At 52.7% G+C, this 21,347-nt stretch carries 15 protein-coding genes and 1 pseudogene; 10 read left to right on the top strand and 6 right to left on the bottom strand.

Annotated features, from left to right (window positions below):
- Position 1 precedes the first annotated feature (1 nt).
- The 3 genes from AC2CF9_RS11360 to AC2CF9_RS11370 form a co-directional block, all read right to left on the bottom strand.
- Positions 2-2,491: a CS1-pili formation C-terminal domain-containing protein gene (locus AC2CF9_RS11360; protein WP_484557036.1), complete on the bottom strand. Its 2,490-nt coding sequence runs from the start codon at positions 2,489-2,491 to the stop codon at positions 2-4.
- Positions 2,492-2,591: 100 nt separating this feature from the next.
- Positions 2,592-3,098 carry a CS1 type fimbrial major subunit gene (locus AC2CF9_RS11365; protein ID WP_484557037.1) on the bottom strand — a complete coding sequence of 169 codons (507 nt, stop codon included), beginning with the start codon at positions 3,096-3,098 and terminating at the stop codon, positions 2,592-2,594.
- A gap of 35 nt (positions 3,099-3,133) precedes the next feature.
- Entirely contained in the window at positions 3,134-3,871 is a 738-nt protein-coding gene (locus AC2CF9_RS11370; RefSeq protein ID WP_484557038.1) for a hypothetical protein, read from the bottom strand.
- Between the two features lie 916 nt (positions 3,872-4,787).
- Between AC2CF9_RS11370 and AC2CF9_RS11375 the strand changes: the two genes are divergently transcribed.
- From AC2CF9_RS11375 to AC2CF9_RS11390, 4 genes and pseudogenes are all read left to right on the top strand, one after another.
- Positions 4,788-6,011, top strand: a complete 1,224-nt coding sequence (locus tag AC2CF9_RS11375) for an autotransporter strand-loop-strand O-heptosyltransferase (RefSeq protein WP_484557039.1) — start codon at positions 4,788-4,790, stop codon at positions 6,009-6,011.
- 54 nt (positions 6,012-6,065) lie between these two features.
- A pseudogene (locus tag AC2CF9_RS11380) lies at positions 6,066-6,143 on the top strand (ESPR-type extended signal peptide-containing protein); the annotation flags it as partial.
- Positions 6,144-6,233: 90 nt separating this feature from the next.
- Positions 6,234-6,767 (top strand): hypothetical protein, encoded by a 534-nt coding sequence (locus AC2CF9_RS11385; RefSeq protein ID WP_484557094.1) that lies wholly within the window; start codon positions 6,234-6,236, stop codon positions 6,765-6,767.
- On the top strand, positions 6,751-10,071 hold the full coding sequence (locus tag AC2CF9_RS11390) for an AIDA repeat-containing protein (protein ID WP_484557040.1): 3,321 nt from the start codon (positions 6,751-6,753) through the stop codon (positions 10,069-10,071). Before AC2CF9_RS11385 ends, AC2CF9_RS11390 begins: the two co-directional genes overlap by 17 nt.
- 1,496 nt (positions 10,072-11,567) lie before the next feature.
- On the opposite strand, the gene AC2CF9_RS11395 is transcribed toward AC2CF9_RS11390, so the two are convergent.
- Both AC2CF9_RS11395 and AC2CF9_RS11400 read right to left on the bottom strand, forming a co-directional pair.
- A complete protein-coding gene (locus AC2CF9_RS11395) occupies positions 11,568-12,071 on the bottom strand; it encodes a cytochrome b (protein WP_484557041.1) in 504 nt (167 codons plus the stop codon).
- Positions 12,072-12,882: 811 nt separating this feature from the next.
- Positions 12,883-13,197, bottom strand: a complete 315-nt coding sequence (locus AC2CF9_RS11400) for a type II toxin-antitoxin system MqsA family antitoxin (RefSeq protein ID WP_484557042.1) — start codon at positions 13,195-13,197, stop codon at positions 12,883-12,885.
- A 184-nt stretch (positions 13,198-13,381) separates the two neighbouring features.
- Here AC2CF9_RS11400 and AC2CF9_RS11405 point away from each other — a divergent pair, with 184 nt between their 5' ends.
- Positions 13,382-14,269 carry a GGDEF domain-containing protein gene (locus AC2CF9_RS11405; RefSeq protein WP_484557043.1) on the top strand — a complete coding sequence of 296 codons (888 nt, stop codon included), beginning with the start codon at positions 13,382-13,384 and terminating at the stop codon, positions 14,267-14,269.
- 347 nt (positions 14,270-14,616) lie between these two features.
- Here AC2CF9_RS11405 and AC2CF9_RS11410 read toward each other — a convergent pair whose 3' ends face one another.
- Positions 14,617-15,510: a LysR substrate-binding domain-containing protein gene (locus tag AC2CF9_RS11410; RefSeq protein WP_071669358.1), complete on the bottom strand. Its 894-nt coding sequence runs from the start codon at positions 15,508-15,510 to the stop codon at positions 14,617-14,619.
- A 233-nt stretch (positions 15,511-15,743) separates the two neighbouring features.
- Between AC2CF9_RS11410 and AC2CF9_RS11415 the strand changes: the two genes are divergently transcribed.
- The 5 genes from AC2CF9_RS11415 (at position 15,744) to AC2CF9_RS11435 (ending at position 21,191) form a co-directional block, all read left to right on the top strand.
- Positions 15,744-16,613, top strand: a complete 870-nt coding sequence (locus AC2CF9_RS11415; protein WP_071669359.1) for a transketolase — start codon at positions 15,744-15,746, stop codon at positions 16,611-16,613.
- Complete coding sequence (locus tag AC2CF9_RS11420; protein WP_484557044.1) at positions 16,610-17,608, top strand: transketolase family protein; 999 nt, start codon at positions 16,610-16,612, stop codon at positions 17,606-17,608. The genes AC2CF9_RS11415 and AC2CF9_RS11420 overlap by 4 nt, the downstream gene beginning before the upstream one ends.
- A 10-nt stretch (positions 17,609-17,618) precedes the next feature.
- A complete protein-coding gene (locus tag AC2CF9_RS11425) occupies positions 17,619-18,467 on the top strand; it encodes an NAD(P)-dependent oxidoreductase (RefSeq protein ID WP_484557045.1) in 849 nt (282 codons plus the stop codon).
- A gap of 38 nt (positions 18,468-18,505) precedes the next feature.
- Positions 18,506-19,849, top strand: a complete 1,344-nt coding sequence (locus tag AC2CF9_RS11430) for an MFS transporter (protein ID WP_150016824.1) — start codon at positions 18,506-18,508, stop codon at positions 19,847-19,849.
- Positions 19,850-20,567: 718 nt separating this feature from the next.
- Complete coding sequence (locus tag AC2CF9_RS11435) at positions 20,568-21,191, top strand: response regulator (RefSeq protein ID WP_484557046.1); 624 nt, start codon at positions 20,568-20,570, stop codon at positions 21,189-21,191.
- Positions 21,192-21,347 lie beyond the last annotated feature (156 nt).

A 21,347-nucleotide genomic window follows, 5' to 3' on the forward strand; every position in this document is an offset into this window, starting at 1 on the left:
CTCAGCTTCCTTCTTTATCGCGTGCTGAATTATCACTGGCGAGGCTCGCACCGGCACATACCAGATTGCCGGCAAATATAATCTCGCCCTTTTGCTTCAGGGCAGGGTTAAGCCGGACGCTGCACGTGGTTCCGGAAATATGCTTAACCTCCATGACAGGATTCTTTTCATGCAACTCCAGCGTAAACATGCCATCCGCTTCGCTGACCGTTCGCCCTGCGTGGTTAATCACGTGGGCCCCGCCCAGCGGCTGACCCTTTGCGTCTGTAAGGCGGCCCATGACCGTCACAGTTTTCATCACGCGAACTTCGTGCGCGCTGACGCCGCCGCGCACGTGGTGATAATCCAGATACTGCGGCCAGACCTTCAGCGCCGGCGCGTCGCGGCCGGGAAAATCAAGGTGAACCGAGCCGGGCTTCCAGGCGCTGACCGGGATAAAGTTGCGTCCCGGTTTCAGCGGCGTGCTGCCTGCCTCGTGGTGAGCAATCAGGCGCGCATTGCGGTCATCGGACGCCACGTCAACGATAATCCCGCCGCCCTGGTGGTTCAGCGGCTGACGGCTCAGGACGGCCTTTCCCTGGCCAAAAGCCAGCGTGCTGGACAGGTTGGTGCCGCCAGACAGGCGCTGGTCAAGGCTTGAGCTCTGCCCCCAGAAGCTGCCGGCCGCAACCGGCATGTCAAAGTGGTTATAGGTTGACAGCCCGGCGCCGTGACGATCGCCGGTCACGGTGGCGCTGCTGGACCTGATGAAGCTGTTCTGCCACTCCTGATTCACGGTAGCCGAGGCATACAGATCGCGCGTACCGCTGCGTGAATCTGTGCGGCTGCCGATGCTGGCGCTGGCGCTGCGCCCGCTGTCGCCCAGAGAGAAGCTGGCGGTGAGGCTCACGCCACGGTTGCGCAGGCTGCCCTCCTCGCTGTAAGGCCGGTCGAAGGCCGCAAAGCGCCAGTTCACCGCCGTGCCGGCGACGCTGGTGCGTGTGTTATACCCCACGTCCAGCCCGGCGCCACCGCGGGCACTTGAGTGCGAAAGCCGCCCGTTAAGGCTGTTGTTGCTGTTCAGGCGATAGGTTGCCGAAAGCGCGGTACTCTGCTCTGACAGCGGACGGCTGCTGCGGATAATCCGGCCCCGCCGGTCCTCCTGACGATACCAGCTGCGGCTGTGAGTCAGGGCTATGTTGCCTCTGTCATGCAGCCACATCGCCTGCGTATCAAAGCCATTGCCGGTTACGCTGCTGTGAGAGAGGTTGCCATAGAGCTGATAGTGTTTTCCCGTCTGCCAGTCCAGGGACACGCCGGCCTGACGCTCCCGCGCGGTTTTCTGTAGTGCCGCGCCGCCCGTAAGTGTCGGATGAAGCAGATAGTTGATGCTGCCGCCCGCAGCCATCTCGCCCTCGCTGTCATTTCGCTCTGTATTCCAGAGGGCGCTCTGCCGGCCGGCGAACACATTGTAGCGCAGGCGCTGTTCAGGGTTGCGCCACGCAGCAGACTTACTGACGGTTTCGGTAGTGCGGCTCGTTTCCCTGCCGTCCTCAATGATGCGAACCTCAACCTCATAGATGCCAGCAGGCAGCAGCGTGGTATCCAGCGTCTGCAGCCCGGGCGTGACGGGCTGACTGTTGATAAGCACCCCGTCACGGTATAGTTCCGCAACGCCTTCGCGGTTTGCTGTGACCCACAGGGGATAAAGGCTGGGAAAATTTTCATCTTTCATCAGGGTATCGCTGCTGCCGGCCATTACGCCCGCAAGCGTGGTGACACCTCCCCCGCGGGTATAAGGCTGACGAAGCAGCCCCTGGCTGTCGGGCACGAACAGGCCGCCGCGAATGAAGTTCTGCTTACCCTCACGCAGCAGATAAAGAGACCTGATAGCGTGCCGCGAGGCCATCTCATCGTCGCTGCTGCGGTCCATCTGAAATTCGCTGACGCCGGTCCATTTGCCCAGCCCGGCCTCCAGCCCGCCGCTCCAGCTCATGGCGCCGGGCTGCTGCTGGCCGCCGGTCAGGTTTAGCTGATTGCTGAGCAGGAAGCCCGCGCCGGGTGCGTCGGGCAGGTTATGCCAGAGGTCGGCACCTGCTGCGTTTACGGCAGGGGTATAGACGGCAAGCTGAGCGTTACTCAGGTTATAGTCCAGTGCCAGCACCCCTTCGGGGCAGTCTGCGCTGCAGGTTCCCAGAGATACGGGCTGAGAAAGTGCGGTGAGCCAGCGCTGCCGCTCGGCTTCGCCATACTCACTCTCTGCGCTGTCAGTAAAGCTGACGATCTGAACGCGATTATTTTCATGAAGGATAATACTTGCATCGCCCAGCAGCCTGCCGTCAAGCATGACGCGCGCTGAAAGTGGCGCATTGAAGAAGTGCGCGCGAAAGTCGGCTGGCATCAGGCGGGCCTGTTCTGACAGGGAGCCCGAAGGCTGGCCTCCGGCAGCCAGGGCGGAGCTGATGCAGAGCGCAAGACAACTTACCCCTGCCACTATACGTGAGCGAAGCATACGTATTTCCCGAAAAAGGTGTCAAAAAAAGGGAGCAGAGCTCCCTGAAACCTGCGCCCGGGGGCTGGATAACCCCGCCGGGCTGCCTGTGGCTGCTGCGTTAAGGAGCAGGGATGGTGGCCGGGATGCTCTCGAATACCATCGTAACCGCACCGGTATAGGTGCCCGCGGTCGGGCGCGTTGCGTCGGTGAACGCGCTGCTCTGAGTCACGGCCAGGGTAAGCTGTTTTTCTGTTGCCGCTTCAGCTGCAGTCAGGATGTTCGTTGCGTTTGCCGGACCGACGCCGATTGACTTGTTGAAAACCTTAACGTCCATGTTGATTGGCTCCAGCGATGCCGGGGTGCGCAGCGCGGCCGGGTCAGTAAGATAGGCCTTGATGCCACCGCCGGTGTTTTTCATTTTGAGGTCTTTCGCAATCGGAGCCAGTGACATGGTCTGCTCATTCCATGTGGTGCGGATCGGCGTCGTGTCCCAGCCGGTCGTCACAACATAAAACGAAGTATCCGGTACTTTAGCTTCAACGATGAAGTTAACTTCTTCAGCAGCGTTTACAGCGAAAGCGGAGCCGAACAATACGGCAGCTGCGATAATAGTTTTTGCGTTCATTTTTCTCTCCAGAGAAGTGGGTGTTTAAAAAAATGTTATTTATCGGGCGTCATGTCCCTGATCCGGATTCCTTCAGTCAGGGTGTAATACCAGAATTTGCCGGCTCTTGCGGTTTTAGCCAGCTGCATGCCGGGGCGCAGCTGCTGCGATATGGCGCTGCCGCAGTTTTTCAGGTCCTTGTCGCATTCCCGCAGGTCACTTATTACAATGCTGGCATTGCCGTTATTATTAATATTTAGCCTGCCGGATGAGTTACTTATCCGGGTATCAAAGCGGGCATTCTCCGGCAGCACGGTGACAATAATGCCGAACCCCGTCAGAACGCTGATGCCTGCGCTGATGTCTTTCTGGTAATTTTTCTGCTCTTCATTATTAAGGCCAAACTCATCGTTTTTTTCAGGCACCACCGGAATATACCTCACCCGGTAATACCGTTCATCCGTGCGGCTGCCGGTAAATACCAGCCTGTTGGTCTGCATGCCTTTTGACGGGATAATCATTCGCGCCGGGCTGGATATTAATCCGGACGCTTTTCCCTGCGTGAGAGCAGCAGAGTCCAGTTTGACTTCTTTATAACCGTCTTTTGAAAAAACCATCTCATCAACGGTTACACGAACGAAAGCTGTCGCGTCACCGGTATTGGTAACACGCTTGGCAAGCGTGCTTTTATTTCCCTGAATGTATTCATTAAGAGAGCCAACATTTATTGACGGGCCAGCGAAGGCGGGCAACACTGAGCAGGCCAATGCAGTAGCGAGCATATATTTAATCATGACTTCCTCATTAAGAATTAAGTTGCCCGCTGATGCACGACACGTCCGACATATATTTTGGGTGATTGTGTTAGCCAGCTTTATACTGACGGGCTTTTCCGTACCGGATAAGTGAATAGTACGGGCACACTGCCCTGCGCTATACAAGACCAGTCTCAAACTGGAATCTGTATAATCTGTATCGACATAACGTAACCCCAGAACGATTCATGCTGGTCAGCGCTGGTCTCTCCCACAAGAATCAACAAAACCGCAAATCTGAAGTCTTGTTAGTCAGCCAGGCAGGTATGTTTGAACGGAAGTAAAGTCCGGGAGTTAAACATGTACTGGCTGCCAGGATTAACAGGTATTTTTCAAAGCAAGGTGCGGCAGGTATCATCGGTTGTGAGCGACCTGTCTGCTCCGGTATGCCGCTTAAGCGGCATGGGGCGCATGATATTGCTTAAGATAACACTAATGTTTAATAGCGCCGTGTGCCCGGCGTTGCCGGCTACAGACCTATAAATTCTGCCATACCTTTAACTGCTTCGCCTAAACCAGCTTTTAGCAACAATAAAAGCTGGGTGATCCTATCAATCCCACTGAGCGGGCTTTCAGCTTTTTTGACGTGGAAGGCGAGATGTCCGGGCCCTTAACGGCTACAACGTGCTGCTGACGCTTAGGGGATATTCATCAAAACTTTTAGCGACTGCTGCGGAATTTAACTCAGTCGCTTTCCAGACTCTTATTTGATTTTTGCTAAGTTTATTTTTTCCTCCCCCTATTGAAAACCACGTCCTCTTCGATAACCCCTGCTATGCACCTACGTATTAAAAAAATAACCAGCCTTTCCGTCTGACTGCGCGTCTGTATCACGCCCGGTTTCTGTTGGATGTTGCCGGTTTTTATCATCAATCAACGTGAACGGAAGCTTTTGATGAATAACATCATTAATTCGACGCATTCAGCGCCTCACCAGAGTGTGGCCGGTGCCACCTATCCTTTCATCTTACCGCCAGAACAGCCTGCCATAGCCGGTCCGGCAGGGATCCGGTACGACTTTTACGACGGCGTACGAATTCTTCTGCCAGAAGGAAGCTGGCGCGTAATGATTCTGGATGATGACTCCGACAATATTCTCTTCAGCTGTGAAACGGGTGCCGGCTGGGTGACCTCTGCGAAAAAATATTATGTTCGTTCCCGCATTAAAGTCTGGCGCAGTGCTGAGTTGCAGCCCGTGCTTGACGAAACGCTGTCACTGACCGGACGCGACGTTCTGATCTCGTTTCCCAGTGGCACACTGGGCGACCTGCTGGGCTGGTTTCATTACGCTGAACGCTTTCGTCAGCTGCATCAGTGCCGGCTGGAGTGCGTAATGGCGCAAAACCTCATCGTACTGCTCAAAGCGCAGTATCCGGACATCTGCTTTTCAGCACCGGATACTGCCTCGCCTCGCCTGCCCTATGCCACCTACCGCATCGGGCTCTTCTTTGGCGGCAATACAACGCATCAGCCACTCGACTTCCGCCAGACCGGCTTTCATCGTATCGCAGGGCATATTCTGGGCGTCGCCCCGCGGGAAGAGGCACCGCGCCTGAATCTCAGCGCCCCCCGCACAATTTCTGAGCCCTATGTGTGCATTGCGGTGCAGTCCACCTGCCAGGCCAAGTTCTGGAACAACGGACATGGCTGGGCGGAGGTCGTGACACACCTTAAAAATCAGGGATACCGGGTGCTCTGCATAGATCGCGAAGCGCGTACCGGTCAGGGATTTGTCTGGAATCACATCCCCTACGGCGCTGAAGACTACACCGGCAATCTGCCCCTTCAGCAGCGTGTTGATCTGCTTCGGCATGCCAGCTTTTTCATCGGTCTTGCCAGCGGTCTGTCCTGGCTTGCCTGGGCGACACGCATTCCTGTGGTGCTGATCAGCGGCTTCAGCTTGCCTGGTGCCGAATTCTTTACCCCCTGGCGGGTGTCCAGCAGCCACGGCTGTCGCGGATGCTGGGACAGCATGCACGACACCTTTGATCATCAGGATTTTTTCTGGTGCCCCCGCCATAAGGGCACCGACAGACAGTTTGAGTGCACACGTCTTATTACAGGAAAACAGGTCTGCGGCGTGATTGACCGATTACATGCGCAGTTACAGCACGCCTAAACCCCTTTAACGCAGGGCGAGGATCCGCCCGTAAAAACCAAGAGAGAGACGGAAATGAATAAAGCATACAGAATTGTCTGGAGCGCGGCACGTCAGGCATGGATTGTGGCGTCTGAACAGGCAGGAAGTGGCGGGCGTCCGTCGTTAGCTGTTAAGCGGTCAGCGTGCGCCATGGTCATGCTGACAGGCCTGGTCTCACTGTCAGCGCAAGCTCAGGATTATGTGGATACCACTGTCTCCGGGCCAGGGGTGTCGCAAACGCTGGTATTTGGAGACACCTCAGACAATGTGCTCTTATCCAACAATGCCCAGCAGTATGTCAGCAGTGGCGCGATAGCCACCCGAACACAGGCCACAAGCGGCGCTGATCAGACTATCTATGACGGGGGGGATGCGTCATTTACCAGGGTCATCGGGGAGAAAACGTTCCAGTATGTTCAAAGCGGCGGGCAGGCTGCCGGCACCGTAGTTAATAGTCAGGGCCGGCAGTATGTTTATACCGGCGGCACGATAACTAATACGACATTAAATGAGGGCGGCAGTCTGATACTGACGCCAAATACTTCTGCTTCAGGCATCGTCATTATGTCGCACGCACGGGCAGACATTTTTGGCGCTTCCGCTGAAAATGTGAAGCTCAATACTGGCGGATTTCTGAGTGCAGGTAGTGGTGCCGTGGTGACCGGCATTACTCAGCAGACTGGCGGTACACTCAGCGGCGATACCAGGGCGACGTGGTATGAACCGCCTGGGTGAATTTGCTATCAGCAACGGTGTAGCCCAGAACCTGGTGCTGGAAGGTAACAGCGTGTTTTCTGTGTTGTCCGCCAACAGCCTGAATAATACAACCCTGGGCTCAGGTGCCCGTACATTGGTGTTAGAGGGAGGTACGGCGCACGCCACCCGCATAGCAGAGAATGCCCAGCAGATTGTTTATGCCGGCGGCCAGACAGACGGCACGCTTATAACCAGCGGTGGCCTCCAGACCATCAACGCCGGTGGCGTCGGCGCCTTTTCAACGATCGACGGTGGGCAGGAGAAAGTTGAAGGCCTTGCAATCGGCACCACAGTTAATCAGAACGGGACTCAGATCGTAAACGCCGGGGGTCTGGCTGCTAACACCATTCTCAACACCACGGGCATTCAGGATGTCTACGGTAAAGCTACGTCTGCGCTCGTGAATGTCGGTGCAACGCAATACGTGCAAAGCGGCGGGCAAGCCGATGCGACCACTGTGGCTGGGGGGGGACAGTTTGTTTCTGCAGGCGGGACGGCAACGCAATCTGTTATCAATGCAGGTGGCCAGCTCAATACTTACGGCAATGTCATCTCCGCTACACTCAACAGCGATGCGCAAGCCTTTATATTTAACGGAGCAGTATCAGACTCAACCATTATCAATTCGGGTGCGGCGGAACACGTGCTTTCAGGCGGGTTGAGTACGGGAGCTACCCTCAATAGAAACGGTTACCAGACCGTGGACTTCAATGGCAGAGCCGTTTCAGCCACTGTTGCAGGTGGAACGCAGCAGGTGTGGGGATCCGCGTCAGACACCACATTGATGTCAGGTGGAGTCCAGTACGTCAATGACGGCGGCATCGCTAAAGGTACCCTGATCACCAGTAACACTGCCCAGGGTGTAGGCGGCCTAGCCAGCCTCGCTACGGTTGAAGCACAGGGTGCGCAGTACGTGTACAGTGGAGGGCGGGCAAAGGGTACCACGGTGAAAAACAGCGGCCTCATGAACGTACAGAGTGGCGGAATGGCATCCGGCACCCTGATACAGTCCGGCGGCACGCTGTATGCCGATCAGAGTTCAGTCATCACTGATGTTTTGCTGGATACTGGTGCGTCGCTGAAAACCACAACAGGCGCCACGCTTTCCGGTACTAACACACTGGGTGCTTTTGCGGTGAGTGCGGGTAAAGCCAGTAATGTACTGCTGGAAAACAATGGCTACCTTAATGTGGAAGCGGGCGAATCATCCCTAAAAACCGTGCTGAATCAGGGAGGCTGGGAATCGGTTGGCGGACTGGCAACCGGGACAACGGTAAACAGCAGTGGTACCCAGTCTGTTCGTCAGGGCGGCATCGCCAAAAATACGCTCGTTAATTCAGGCGGCGGGCAGTATGTCGAAGGCACTGCAATTAACACCACCGTGAATGCCGGCGGTCAGCTCTGGGTCTTTGACGGCGGCACGGCCTCTCACGCACTTATCAAGCGGGATGCGCTTTTAACAGTCACCAGTGGCGGTACTGCAACGGATACCTTTGTCAGTGAAGGCGGCTTGCTGAATATTGCAGATGGCGGCGTATTGACGCTGGCAAACAATACGTTTGTGAACGATGGTATGACGACCTACGACACCAGCACCCGTGCCTCACTGAACACCAACATTACCGGTAGCGGGCAACTCACGAAAAACGGTGCCGGCACTTTTACCCTGGGTGGCCATTTCAGCCAGTCACAGGTGAATCTTAATGATGGTGCCCTGGTTATGGATGGGTTGCAGGCCAGCACCACCATCATTGCAAAATCCGGTACCACACTGTCCCTGATCAATAACACCTCGCTCACCGGTATCATTGATCCCACAGATGTGAACATCGATAAAAGCAGTACGTGGATCCTCACCGGTGATTCTCTTGTGGACGCGCTGACACATGCAGGCACTATCGTGTTTGCCTCACCTTCAGGGGCCTTTACGCCGCATACGCTAACGATGGCAAGTCTCTCAGGCAAAGACGGAACAATTACGCTCAATACCCTGGCCGGCAACAGCCAGTCGCTCACTGACAAACTCATCATTGATGGTGGGATGGCAACAGGCCGCACCAATCTTCGGATCCTGAACCGGGGCGGACTTGGCGCGTTGACCACCGGCAACGGCATTGGGGTCGTGCAGGCAGTGAATGGCGCAACCACTGAGACAGGAGCGTTTCGCCTGAGTCAGCCTCTGGTTGCTGGCGCTTATAACTACACGCTTTACCGCAATGTCGATGAAAGCTGGTATCTGACGTCGCAGCAAATCCCGGCATCAGCTACCGATACCGGTACTAAACCCGGCACAACGCCTGGTGTCTCTCCGGTGACTACACCTGCCACGGTGAACTATCGCGATGGAATGTGGAGCTATGCAGCCCTGCCCTCACTTTCGCTTGACTACGATCGTCTGATGGCGGGCTCAGCTGACACACGTTTCCACTATGCTGCTGACAGCCGCGTATGGGGACGTATCGAAGCAGGCCATCTGCATCATCCTGACAGCGGGCGCCTCACAGACAATAGCGTGCCGGAGAGCAGCAGCGCCTACAGTTTTGCGCAGCTCGGCGGTGACCTCTGGCAGCGTGAGGGCGCGAATGCTGACTGGAAAGCCGGTATGTACGGCGGAGCAGGCCTGATGCGCAGTGATGTCTGGCGTGACGGTAGCACACACGCGGCGGGCACCGACCGTGATACGGTCTATTCCGTCGGGACCTATCTGTCAGGCCATACGCAGAGTGGGTTACGTCTCGACGGTGTGTTACAGGCAAGTCATCACAGCCTCTCTGTCGCCTCAAACGACAGTACGCGACTCTCCACTCATGGCACAGGCTGGCTTGCCTCTGCAGAAGTGGGTCAGGCATTCGCCCTCTCTGACCTGCTCTCGTTAGAACCCCAGATGCAGTATACCGTGCAGGGTCTGAATCTGAAGGATGGGGAAGACGATGCAGCAGCGGTCAGCTGGTCAGACAGCCGCCGTCAGGCGATCCGGGCAGGCGTGAAATTCGGCACTTCACTGAAGACAACGCAGACTGTGGCTTGGTGGGTAACACCCTCTGTCACGCAGACGTTTGGCGGCCACAGTGGCGTCACCGCGGCGGTGCCAGGCGTATCCGGGTCTGAAGCGTCGTTCCGAAACACGCTGTCGGGGACAGGTGTAGGCATTAATGGCGGAGTGGAAGCGCAGATCCGTCAGAACGTCACGCTGGGCGTGCAGACCGGCTGGTCTGACTCGCTGCACGGCAGCGAGTCAGGTGGCTATTACGGCATGGTGAAACTGGGCGTGTCATTCCGGTAAGTCTGCACTCAGAGGCTATGTAATCAGCTGCCAGTACAAAAAATACGCACGCATCTTTGCATCCGGAAGCATATTGCTTCCGGATTTTTTAGAATCTGTGAATTGGCAAACGCAGTTTGCTTGCTCTTTACCGTTAAATTTTTAACCAGTAGCCAGGAGAGCGGCTTACTGTTCCCTCATCATGCAGAGCCCTGTCTGCCACGTCGCTATACCGCCTACCCGTGTTGTTCAGAGAAAATGCATGCTCAACTCGGGCTGTCACTGACAAATGGCATCGTCAATACCTGCTTTTTATTCTCATTCGAAGAAATAAAATCATTATTAATGTAACTCATCAAGTGAGATTGTTAGTTAAATGTAATAATAAATTATGGGGCAATGCTCAGTCTTTCATTTTTGTTGTTGTAGTTTTATCTTTAACATCACAATTTATGAATAATACAGATCAAATGCGCAAAGTGAAAAAAACTCACTCACTAATGCATGGCCTGTAGAGTTAGCACTTTTCTTAAATCAATTACATCAGAGAAAAAATCTCAGACAAAGCGAGACGGAAAATCAGTGACTTACATAAATGACAATTTTATTTTTGGGACCGCCCTTTCTTTTTTGCTGAATCGGACTAACTTTAGCGCTTAAAAATCTCTTTTTAAGATTTTTCCGTTAATGGTATCGTTTCCATTAAGCGAAGCCGGAGAAAGCTCTCGCACTCACTGCATGCTTATTTCTGAAAAATAACGCCATATGAATTTTTATGCATTTTACTTTAATTATATTGCTCACAGCAAAAGGCGCTCTCATGTATACAGCACAGAAGTATTATATCAGCGATCACTACCCACACGGCTTGTTATTACATTGTAGCGGCTGTCCGCACTTGCCCGCGATTGAGCAGCGGACGTTTATTGGCAGCTGCTATACGGTGAATCAGGCACATACCGTTGCCAGTATGCATTTCTCAGGTGTCAGCGAATGTCCATTTTGTCTTGATGCCGCCCTGCCCCCCGTGCAAAAGGCACCGCGTACAAGTAAAGCCAGAACGGTAGTTCTGACACCGCCTAAAAGGCCTGAGCGAAAAGTACCGGAAAAAAAATACCAGCCCGTTAAACATTTAAGCACATGGCGATAATAAGATTGATTATCATTCACCTGAAGAGACAGGTAATTTCAGTAGAGTGAGAATAAAAATATCCATGCTTTTAGTTATCTTCGCCTGAGGCGAACGTTATTACGGGCAACTTAGCGTCCCCTTATAATGTTAATAAGCGATAGCACGACTGCAGAAGATCGAATGCCTAACGTTTTGTTCCTTTTTAATCCTGCAGATATCAATTACAGACACCGAGCCCGGTCACCATCGGGCTGGATGTCTGAAAACTCCTGCAGAGGTCAACCAGAGAGTAAAGGTTTAATTCTCATGCCAGACCTGACAACCACTTAAGCACTGCCACTGTCTGCACCTGACTGAAAATGTTCACACGACAAGGCATTCCGCTTCAGGGGCACATATTGCGTAATATATGTCTTCCGCTAAGTTGATGCTTTAACACAGCCAGAATGTGTCCGGCGATGAGAAGCGCAAGCGTCATGCATGCAAGAACATGCACCTTGTTAAAAAACGTAATGACACTCGCATTATGCAGGGGTTGCGGCACGTGAAACATATGGAAGACATCGATAGCATGATTCATCATCAGCACGCCTGTTATCAGCACTACACTGATATTTGCATACAAAGCCAGATGTCCCAGATGCGCAATTTTCTGTTCTCGGGGGGTTAACAGACTTTCTTCCGGGCTGCCATGTTTAAAGAGGTACCATACCCGTAGTATAAAAAACGGGATAAATACTGTTGTCAGCGAAACGTTGAAAAAACCTACCCACTCTTTAACAGGCAGCGCGGGATGAAAAAATGCCACATAAAATCCGCTCAGGGTTGACCAGATTATAATGATGGCTGAGAGCCAATGTAAAATGATTTGCTGTGTGCTGTATTTCATTTTAAAAATCCGTTTTGAATTTAAAGCTCACAAACCGCTACAGGTGCGCCCCGTACAAGCCTGCGAGAAATAGAAGTAAATAAATGTACAGTTAAGAATATGCTGTAAGCATGAACAATATGGATAAGTGGTTCGGGCTTAGCGGCAAAATCATATCCAGACAATTTTTAAATAACAGTAAGGAAATTCCTGATTATCAGCGCCTATCTGGAAACTCGCCAAAGGGCTTATTTTCAATGGTGTAAATAAGCAGCATTCATTTAAAAAATGAATAAAAAATATTCAGCTGCTTCGGAAATTGGTGGTCTGTTCTTTTGTTGAGATTTCGCCTGTTTCACACCTTGTCGGACTTTACATCATGTCTTTAGGCTTTATCTCTGGATATCGAAACGCAAAGCGCTCGGAAATGTCCGTTTGGTGGAAGTCCACCCTAAATTGAGTGCTGATTAATGAGCTTGATAAAAGCGCTCGGGCGGAGTGCGCAATACTTTCAGATAAAGCTGACTTCTGCCGTCATCACAGTTTTATGCGCTAAAGCGATCGATCAGAGCATGACTGAGATCGGGTCCGTTGACCTGGTAATCATGCCAAGCCAACAGATTTCTCCGTGTTATACCTGAACATCTCAAGATGGAGTTAAGCATCCTTTCGTACAGAACTTATACGGTGCAGCGGACAGTTTAACCTGTGTTAACCCGCGTTTGCGGGTTTTCAGGCTGAATGAAGGATAACTGAACAGGAAGTGGCTGTAACAAACCTGGCTGACAGGAAAACACCTGAATAACGTTTCAGAACCTGCTAACCCACGCGATTACGCATCAATCGCTTCTCGCGCCTGTAGCCTGGCATCGAACATTCCACTTTCCGCGCCATCTATAATCACCCTTCCGCATGTCAGGCAGTGACTTCCTCTTACGGCGGGTACCACCTTTTCAGGATCGTTTATATCCATGCACACATCGCGTGTACCGTATAAAAACGACTCTTTCTGACAGCCTGGACATCGCATAACTCTCTCCCTAAGTAATGTCTGTATGACAAGAATAGCTAAGGGCGTTATGAGTGTGTAACAGATTTTTCTTTTTTGCATGCGGAAACGGTATGCGGTCACTTCAAAAAACAGCATTGAACCCGCTTAGGGCGCTCTTTATCGTAAATTATCTGCAGATTGTTTCAGGCTGCATGTCGCCCGCATAAGCAGGCTCTCTCCTTTGCCTCACGGCTAAATAAACAGGGAGTATCTGCCTTTTTCAGGTCCATAGCTGACTTTTACTCATGATAAAATCGCCTTAAAATGTAAGAGGCAAATAATGAAATTTGACAAGCAGGATTTTTTAATCAGATTTGCAGGCAAACCTAACCGGTTGTACCACCTTTCCTTTCTGGCTTATGCAGCAGTTATTTTGTGTAGGACAGCAATGCTGGCGCTGTCAGGCCACAACAACGCAGTGTCAAAGCCATATGTATATGTGGTTTTTTTCACGGCCCTGATGCTGACATGGTTTATTGAAAAATCGTTTCGTACACAGCCGCTGGAAAAACATGTCACTGCGTTCAGGCTGGGCCTGTTTCTGTTGCTCAACGCGCTTTTTGTCATGCTGGCAGGGGGACTTGAACTGGTTGTGCTGGATCATGCCATCCTTATTTCATCTCTGTTGTATGTACCGTCCATGATAATGATAATTACAGCATGTAATCATTTTATTACCTATATCAACGTGAGCTACAAGTCTGCCGTAGACTTGTCCCTGAATGATGAGCTGACAGGCCTGCCTAATCGTCGTTACCTGAATCTTATTTTCCGGGAGCTTGAAAACAAAGCCGGCACCGTGTGTGCACTGGATATCGATCACTTCAAACGCATTAACGACACCTTTGGTCATGAGACCGGCGATAAGGTCCTGACCACACTCGGACTAATCCTTGATAACTTCATCAGCAACGATGTGTTCATTGCACGGTCAGGCGGCGAAGAATTCTGTCTTGTCCTCTCCGACAGGATTGATGCAGAAGTCACTATCAGAGCCATCAAAGCCGCGCTGACGGTGCCCTATAATCAGGATATCAGTATTACGATCAGCGCAGGCGTGGCCCGCAAGCGCAGAAGCGAGCCTTGCAGTGAGGCGCTGATTGCGGCAGACGATGCCCTGTATCGGGCGAAACGGGCAGGCAGAGACTGCATAGTCACGGCTCGTTAATGCGGCTCATCCATTCGATGCCTGGGGCGCGGGCAGCACTCTCTGGCGTATGATATTTGCACATTGACATCTGCCTCTGCGCGCGAAGTCGTTGCTGTATGTTATTATTGAGTTGTGAATGCGAGGCGGCAACGTGGCCAACACCAGGGCAAGCGTGAAGGCCGCCTCGCAGACCCGTGTCATGTTTGCGCTCAGTAAAGGTCACCTGATTTGTGCGTCGTGCTGAAGTTGCCGCTCTTTGTTCAGCAAGAACGGCAGTGCCGGTGTAACAGGAGAGCTGGCTCACAAAACCCCTTACGCATTTCAGCGTCATGCTTATCTCCTCTCCCGCCAGAATGTGAACCCGATCATCGCAGATGCGCCAGATTCAGCGCACTGAGCAGCCAGGCTTTGAACGTTTCCCGGGCAAAATGCGTTTGCTGGTGCTGAGGAAATACCAGGTAATGTCCAATGTAGTGAATTTCACTGGTGGTGCTGATGAGCGGGCACACCAGTTTACCGCTGGCAATCTCTCGCTCGGCCAACAGTGTGGATTCCAGCACAACACCCAGCCCGTCCACGGCCGCCGCGATAGCCATAAAACTGCGATCAAAACGCAGCCCATAATGCCGGGGCGGCGTCAGATCGTTTGCCTGAAACCAGCCTTTCCACTGATAGAGCTGCACATCGCACTGGATCAGCGGCAACGCATACAAATCATCAGGTGTTTTCAACTGCGCGGCCAGCGCCGGTGAGCAAAGTGGCGTAAGTTCTTCTACTGCAAGTGGAATTTTTGCATAGGGTGACGGACGGGGCTCACCATAGACAATATCGAGATCATACGTGTCCTGCTCAAAGCGGGCGTAATCAGTGCTGGCTGAAAGCCGCAAATCAATATGCGGATGCGCCTGAATAAAGCTACCGAGTCTGGGCAGCAACCACTGATGCGCAAAGCTGGGTGCAGTGTGCACCCGTAGCGGCCGGCTCTCATCGGCAGTGATCAGCGACAGACCCTGCTGCATTTCATGAAACCCACGCTGAACATGTTCAAGCAGTAGGGCCCCCTCTTTTGTCAGCGTGATCTCACGCGTACTGCGCACAAACAACCGGATGTTGAGCAGCATTTCCAGCTTGCGAATGGCATGGCTCACGGCGCTGGGTGACAGTTCCAGCTCTGTAGCAGCAAGACTAAACGCACCGGTCCGACCCGCCGCTTCAAACGCACGCAGCAAATTCAGAGGCGCTTTTCGCAATAGCGACATTCATGAATCCTTTTCACCTGCAGGTGTAAAAATTGATTTTGTCAGGCCTGCTGCATGCGGCATAACCTCATGACCTCAGACAGAATTCCCGTGCTCGCTGGCCATGTGCGAAACCCTTACCTCATTACCGGTGCAGCACAGGATGAAAACAGTGCATGCATACGTTAACACGCCGTCGGCCCGTCAGCGATTATCTGCGTCGGCCTGACTACTACAACCAGTAAGGAGAGTACATGAGCACACTGGCTGAATCTGACATAACGCTGGATGACGTTCGCCGTCAACTGGCCCGGCACGCCTGGCGTATCCGCCGCTTTGCGCTGAGGATGGGAGAAGTTCAGGGACAGGGTTATATCGGCCAGGCGCTGGGTCTGGCAGATGTTCTGGCCGTGGCCTGGTGTCATGCGTTACACATCGATCCGGCAAATCCTGAGTGGGAGGGACGCGATCGGTTTTTGCTCTCGCATGGCCATTACGCCATAGCCCTTTATGCCGCACTCATCGAAGCTGGCGTGATTCCGGAAGCCGAACTCGACACATATGGGGCTGATGACAGCCGGTTACCGATGTCCGGTATGGCTACCTATACACCAGGCATGGAGATGTCCGGCGGATCGCTGGGCCAGGGACTGAGCATCGGTGTGGGGATGGCACTGGCATTGCGTCATAAAGGCAGCAATGCCTTTGTCTATAACTCTATGTCTGACGGCGAACTTGATGAGGGCGCAACCTGGGAGGCCGCCCTGTCCGCCGCTCATCACCAGCTCAGTAATCTGATTGTGCTCGTGGATATTAATCAGCAGCAGGCAGATGGTCCGTCGCAAAAAGTGATGGGGTTCGAGCCGCTGGCAGATAAATGGCAGGCCTTTGGCTGGCATGTTCAGCGCATAAACGGCAACGATATTGCGGCCGTTAAATCGGCATTTGACCGCGCGCGTGCGCTCAGGATGCCTGTACCGCGCGTGATTCTGCTGGATACGCTGATGGGCAAAGGCGTGTCGTTTCTTGAGACGCGTGAAAAAAATCATTTTATCCGGGTGGAAGCCCATGAATGGCAACAGGCTATTGCTGAACTCGATCAGGCCTGGGAGGCATACCAATGAGCGTTGCAGAGAAAAAGCCCCGTTTAACAACCTCCGCCATGATTGCATCAATTGCCGCAGAAGGACAAAGAACTGTCACGGCTCCGTTCGGGCACGCGCTGGTGAAAGCTGCCAGGGCGCGTACTGAAATTGTAGGGATGACAGCCGATCTCTCCAGATACACGGATCTGCATATTTTTGCTGAGGCTTATCCTGAGCGCCATTTCCAGATGGGCATGGCCGAACAGTTACTGATGGGTGCCGCAGGTGGCATGGCCAAAGAGGGCATGATCCCGTTTGCCACAACCTATGCAGTTTTTGCCACGCGTCGTGCTTATGACTTTATTCATCAGGTCATCGCAGAAGAGCACCTGAACGTGAAAATCTGTGCCGCTCTGCCCGGCCTCACCACCGGCTATGGACCCAGTCATCAGGCCACAGAGGATATTGCGCTGATGCGCGGCATTCCCGGCCTGACCATCATTGACCCGTGTGATGCGCTGGATACGGAACAGGCAGTGGCGGCCGCCGCAGCGCATCAGGGGCCGGTATACATGCGCCTGTTGCGCGGAAAAGTGCCGCTGGTACTGGACGAGTATGACTATACGTTCACGCTGGGCAAAGCCCATTTGCTGCAGGATGGCCGCGACGTGCTGTTTATCTCCAGCGGCATCATGACTATGCGCGCGCTGGAAACGGCTAAAGCGCTGGCCCAGGACAATATTCACGCAGGCGTACTGCATGTGCCCACGATCAAGCCACTGGATACCGATACCCTTATCGCCCAGTGTCGTCGGCAGGGGCGGCTGGTTGTGATCATGGAGAACCACAGCGTTGTCGGGGGGCTGGGGGAAGCAATCGCGTTGACCCTGATGCACGCGCAGGTGATGCCGCAGTTTCGGCACATTGGCCTGCCTGATGCTTTTCTGGCAGCGGGCGCCCTGCCCACCCTGCATGACCGTTATGGCATTTCCGTCTCCGCCATCGTAAACACGGTAAAAACCTGGCTTAAGTAAGGAGCACGTCATGAGCATTATTTTTGTGGGTGTAGGCGCCATTGGATTACCTATGGCACTCCAGATTAAATCAGCCGGGCATGAGGTACTGGGAGTGGATGTGTCTGACGCCTCCCGCGAACGAGCCCGCAGACAAGGTATAGAGACAGTCGCGCATTATTCGCAGGCCGCGCGTGCAGAGACGGTAATTGTCATGGTGGCCACCCCGCAGCAGCTGGCCGCATTAATTGAAGAGGCGTTACCCACGGTTTCAGGCCAGCACTGGATCATTATGTCTACGGTGGGACCGGATGCACTTTCAGCGGCGGCGTGTCGGTTGCAGCAGGCAGGTGCCTGTGTCATTGATGCGCCCGTGACCGGCGGAACCGCGCGCGCATGTACAGGCGAGCTGGTAATTTTTGCAGCCGGTGCCGCTGCGGCGATAGGCCACGTTACCCCTGTACTCGAGACAATGGGCACGGTAAAAATCGTGGGCAGCGAGCCGGGTGAAGGTCAGGGTATCAAAGTCATCAATCAGCATTTATGTGCCGTGCATATTGTGGCTGCGGCTGAGGCATTGCAACTCGCGCGCGCACTTAAGCTGGATCCGGCTAAGGTGCTGTCGCTGGTGGAAGGCGGCGCGGCCGGATCCTGGATGCTGTCCGACAGGGGACCCCGAATGCTCGAGGATACAGGGGTATCCGTCTCCAGTGCCATTAATATTTTTGTCAAAGACAGCGGCCTTGTGGCGGAGGCCGCCCATGCCTGTGGGGCGGCAGTACCGCTTCTTCAGGTCGCTCATGCCCGTTATCAGGCAGCGGCGCAGTCAGGTCTGGGGCAATGCGATGACAGTCGGGTTATTGAGACCTGGGCGCAATGATTCAGCGTCTGCGCTCAGCATAAAAACGGAGGTGAGGTATGAATACGCATATGGCATCTGCAAAACCGGACAGCAACCCGGTTAAAGTCTCGATTGCATCCATGATTGGATCAGCGGTAGAAAGCTACGATTTTTTTATCTATGGTACAGCCGCTGCAGCCTGGTTTGGTAAGATTTTTTTCCATACAGATAAACCCATCATTGGCATCATGGCAGCCTTTGCCACACTGGCGGTGGGATTTCTGATGCGCCCGGTGGGCGGGTATCTTGCCGGACATTTTGGTGACCGGTATGGCCGGAAAACCGTTTTGTTCTGGTCTCTGCTGGCGATGGGGCTCGCCACAGTACTGATTGGCGCTCTGCCCACCTATGAACAAGCCGGAATCCTGGCGCCTGTGTTACTCATTCTGTTACGTATGATTCAGGGCATCGGTTTTGGGGCAGAATGGGGAGGCGCGGTGCTGATGGCCTTTGAACATGCGCCGGCGAAAAGACGCGGTTTTTATGGGGCCGTGCCGCAGTTAGGTATTCCTCTGGGCCTGCTGCTGGCAAATGGCGCATTCCTTTTGTCTGGTGCGCTGTTTGACGGCGACTGGGTCTGGCGTATGCCTTTTCTGATCTCGTTTGTCATGGTTGCGATAGGCATCTTTATTCGTATGAGTGTGGCGGAATCGCCTGCGTTTGAAAAAGCCAAGGCAGAAAAACAGATCGTCCGGCAGCCAGCACTTGAAGTGATACGCCGCGACTGGCGCACTATCATGAAAATTGTGGGACTCAGGCTGGCAGAAACCGGCGGTTATTATATCACCACGAGTTTTATGCTCTCGTATGTGGTTCTCGCGGAAATAACGGATACGCGCCATATTTTGTGGGGCACACTGGTAGGCTCTGCACTGGGGCTGGGCAGCCACCTGTTTTATGGTGCGCTGAGTGACAGGATTGGCCGCCGGCAAGTGTTCCTGATTGGCGCATTGTTTACCATAGCTTTTGGCATTCCGATGTTTATGCTGATCAACACCGGTGCCGTTATCCTGGTGATTGTGGCGATCTCTCTTTCTCTGTTATTCAGTCATGACCCAATCTTTGCTGTGGAAGCAAGCTGGTTTTCAGAGCAATTTCCGCCTCACCTGCGTTCATCCGGCATCTCACTGGGGTACAACGCGGCATCCGTGGTGGCAGGTTTGCTGCCTTTCATTGCAACCGGGGTATACAGCATGGTGGGATGGGCAGGACCCGCAGTGATTTTTTCCCTGCTGGGTGTTTTATCAACGTGGTGTGCGCTGAAAACGCCAGAAACCGCACCGGTAAAATGTCATGAACATTTACCTCCGTCACACAAAGCCCTTAATACTCCCCACGATAAACAACCTGCTTCGTTCTGAACACAAGAGCAACAGGAGACGGCATCATAATAGCCGGAACAAATTTAAGCGCCTTGACTGGCGCTTTACTTTTTCATCAAATTTTTGGGCTGTATTCAAAACAGGCTGCTAATTTATTAGCACTGTGCACACCTTCTGCCTCGGTGGGTAAAGCCGACCTATGCTTTTGAATTTTTATCAAAATAGTTAGCTAACTGAGATTACAAAAAAAGCGTGCAGACTTTAGATCAGCCACAGTGTAAAAACTTTCCTGAGCAATCATGTGTTAAGCACTGGAATCTGTAAATATCTTCGCACAAGACTAACAGGTTGCGCTTTGTAAGTTATCATCCTATTGTTTTATCTCAAAAAAGCTATAGCAATCAGGCTCCAGATGAACAACGAAAAGGCGGTAACAGCCGTCCATGTCAATGGACGAATAAGTTCGTCGTTCACTTTATCTTTACATATAATTTTCATTTTCCTTTCCTCTTAAATTCTGCCCTGCCTTGATTTTAAATTTATTGTGTCAAATTATTAGTCATCAATAAATAAGACTGGGGCGAGACATTTGTAGTCATTTGACTACAGAACTTTCTTGGTTAAAAAGGAATGATCATTTATTTTATATTTTAAGATTACATGACATTTTATGTAGTCTTTTGACTACAAAAATAATAACTTTGCCGATTTCAAATTGCGGATTATTATTTGTGTGTTTTTTTTGAACAGGTGAATTATGGCTGCATTTATTGTTGTTGATGATCATCCATTGGCTCGTATTGCCCTGCGTCTCTTACTGGAGCAAGCCGGTCATACTGTCGTCGCTGAGACAGACAGAGGTGAAGATGCAACGCATCTTGTACGCAGGTTTGCCGCAGAGGCGCTGGTCATGGATATTGATTTACCCGGTATCGATGGAATTCAGGCTATTGCATCTTTACGTGCTGAAGATATTCATATTCCGGTTATCGTGGTAAGCGGTAAGAATACGGAGCACTACGCGGCACAAAGCCTGAAAGCAGGCGCAAATGGATTTGTGAGCAAGCAAAATCATCTCTCGGATTTCGCCGGCGCCGTGTCTGCAGTGTTTTCAGGCTATGGGTATTTTCCACTGCACACACATCAGGCTTGTCTTAGCCAGGGACCCGACCCCGATACAGCGCGGCTAAATACGTTATCGCGGCGTGAATTTGAGGTGTTACGCTATTTCAGCAAAGGGATCGATATCAGTGGGATTGCATCGTGCATGCAAGTCAGCAATAAAACGGTCAGTACCTATAAGACCCGACTGATGCACAAGCTGAATCTGGAAAATCATCGGGATTTACTGGATTTTGCCCGGCGTCATGCGCTGGACTGATGGTGCTCTGACGGGTACCGTGTGCGGTATAGTATTGCTGTAGTGCGCCCTGGGTCGCGGCTATGTTTGCCCGCTGCCTCTGCCTGAATCCCACAAACGATACCTTCCCTGCCTCACTCGCTGGACGTCTTTAACTCAGAGACGAATGGTTTCCGG

It is taken from the genome of Pantoea sp. SYBGC1 (genome assembly GCF_057197005.1).

Coding starts and splice junctions, on each gene's coding strand:
- AC2CF9_RS11360 (WP_484557036.1), bottom strand. CDS start 2,491: ATGCTTCGCTCACGTATAGTGGCAGGGGTAAGTTGTCTTGCGCTCTGC.
- AC2CF9_RS11365 (WP_484557037.1), bottom strand. CDS start 3,098: ATGAACGCAAAAACTATTATCGCAGCTGCCGTATTGTTCGGCTCCGCT.
- AC2CF9_RS11370 (WP_484557038.1), bottom strand. CDS start 3,871: ATGATTAAATATATGCTCGCTACTGCATTGGCCTGCTCAGTGTTGCCC.
- AC2CF9_RS11375 (WP_484557039.1), top strand. CDS start 4,788: ATGAATAACATCATTAATTCGACGCATTCAGCGCCTCACCAGAGTGTG.
- AC2CF9_RS11390 (WP_484557040.1), top strand. CDS start 6,751: ATGAACCGCCTGGGTGAATTTGCTATCAGCAACGGTGTAGCCCAGAAC.
- AC2CF9_RS11395 (WP_484557041.1), bottom strand. CDS start 12,071: ATGAAATACAGCACACAGCAAATCATTTTACATTGGCTCTCAGCCATC.
- AC2CF9_RS11400 (WP_484557042.1), bottom strand. CDS start 13,197: ATGCTGTTTTTTGAAGTGACCGCATACCGTTTCCGCATGCAAAAAAGA.
- AC2CF9_RS11405 (WP_484557043.1), top strand. CDS start 13,382: ATGAAATTTGACAAGCAGGATTTTTTAATCAGATTTGCAGGCAAACCT.
- AC2CF9_RS11410 (WP_071669358.1), bottom strand. CDS start 15,510: ATGTCGCTATTGCGAAAAGCGCCTCTGAATTTGCTGCGTGCGTTTGAA.
- AC2CF9_RS11415 (WP_071669359.1), top strand. CDS start 15,744: ATGAGCACACTGGCTGAATCTGACATAACGCTGGATGACGTTCGCCGT.
- AC2CF9_RS11420 (WP_484557044.1), top strand. CDS start 16,610: ATGAGCGTTGCAGAGAAAAAGCCCCGTTTAACAACCTCCGCCATGATT.
- AC2CF9_RS11425 (WP_484557045.1), top strand. CDS start 17,619: ATGAGCATTATTTTTGTGGGTGTAGGCGCCATTGGATTACCTATGGCA.
- AC2CF9_RS11430 (WP_150016824.1), top strand. CDS start 18,506: ATGAATACGCATATGGCATCTGCAAAACCGGACAGCAACCCGGTTAAA.
- AC2CF9_RS11435 (WP_484557046.1), top strand. CDS start 20,568: ATGGCTGCATTTATTGTTGTTGATGATCATCCATTGGCTCGTATTGCC.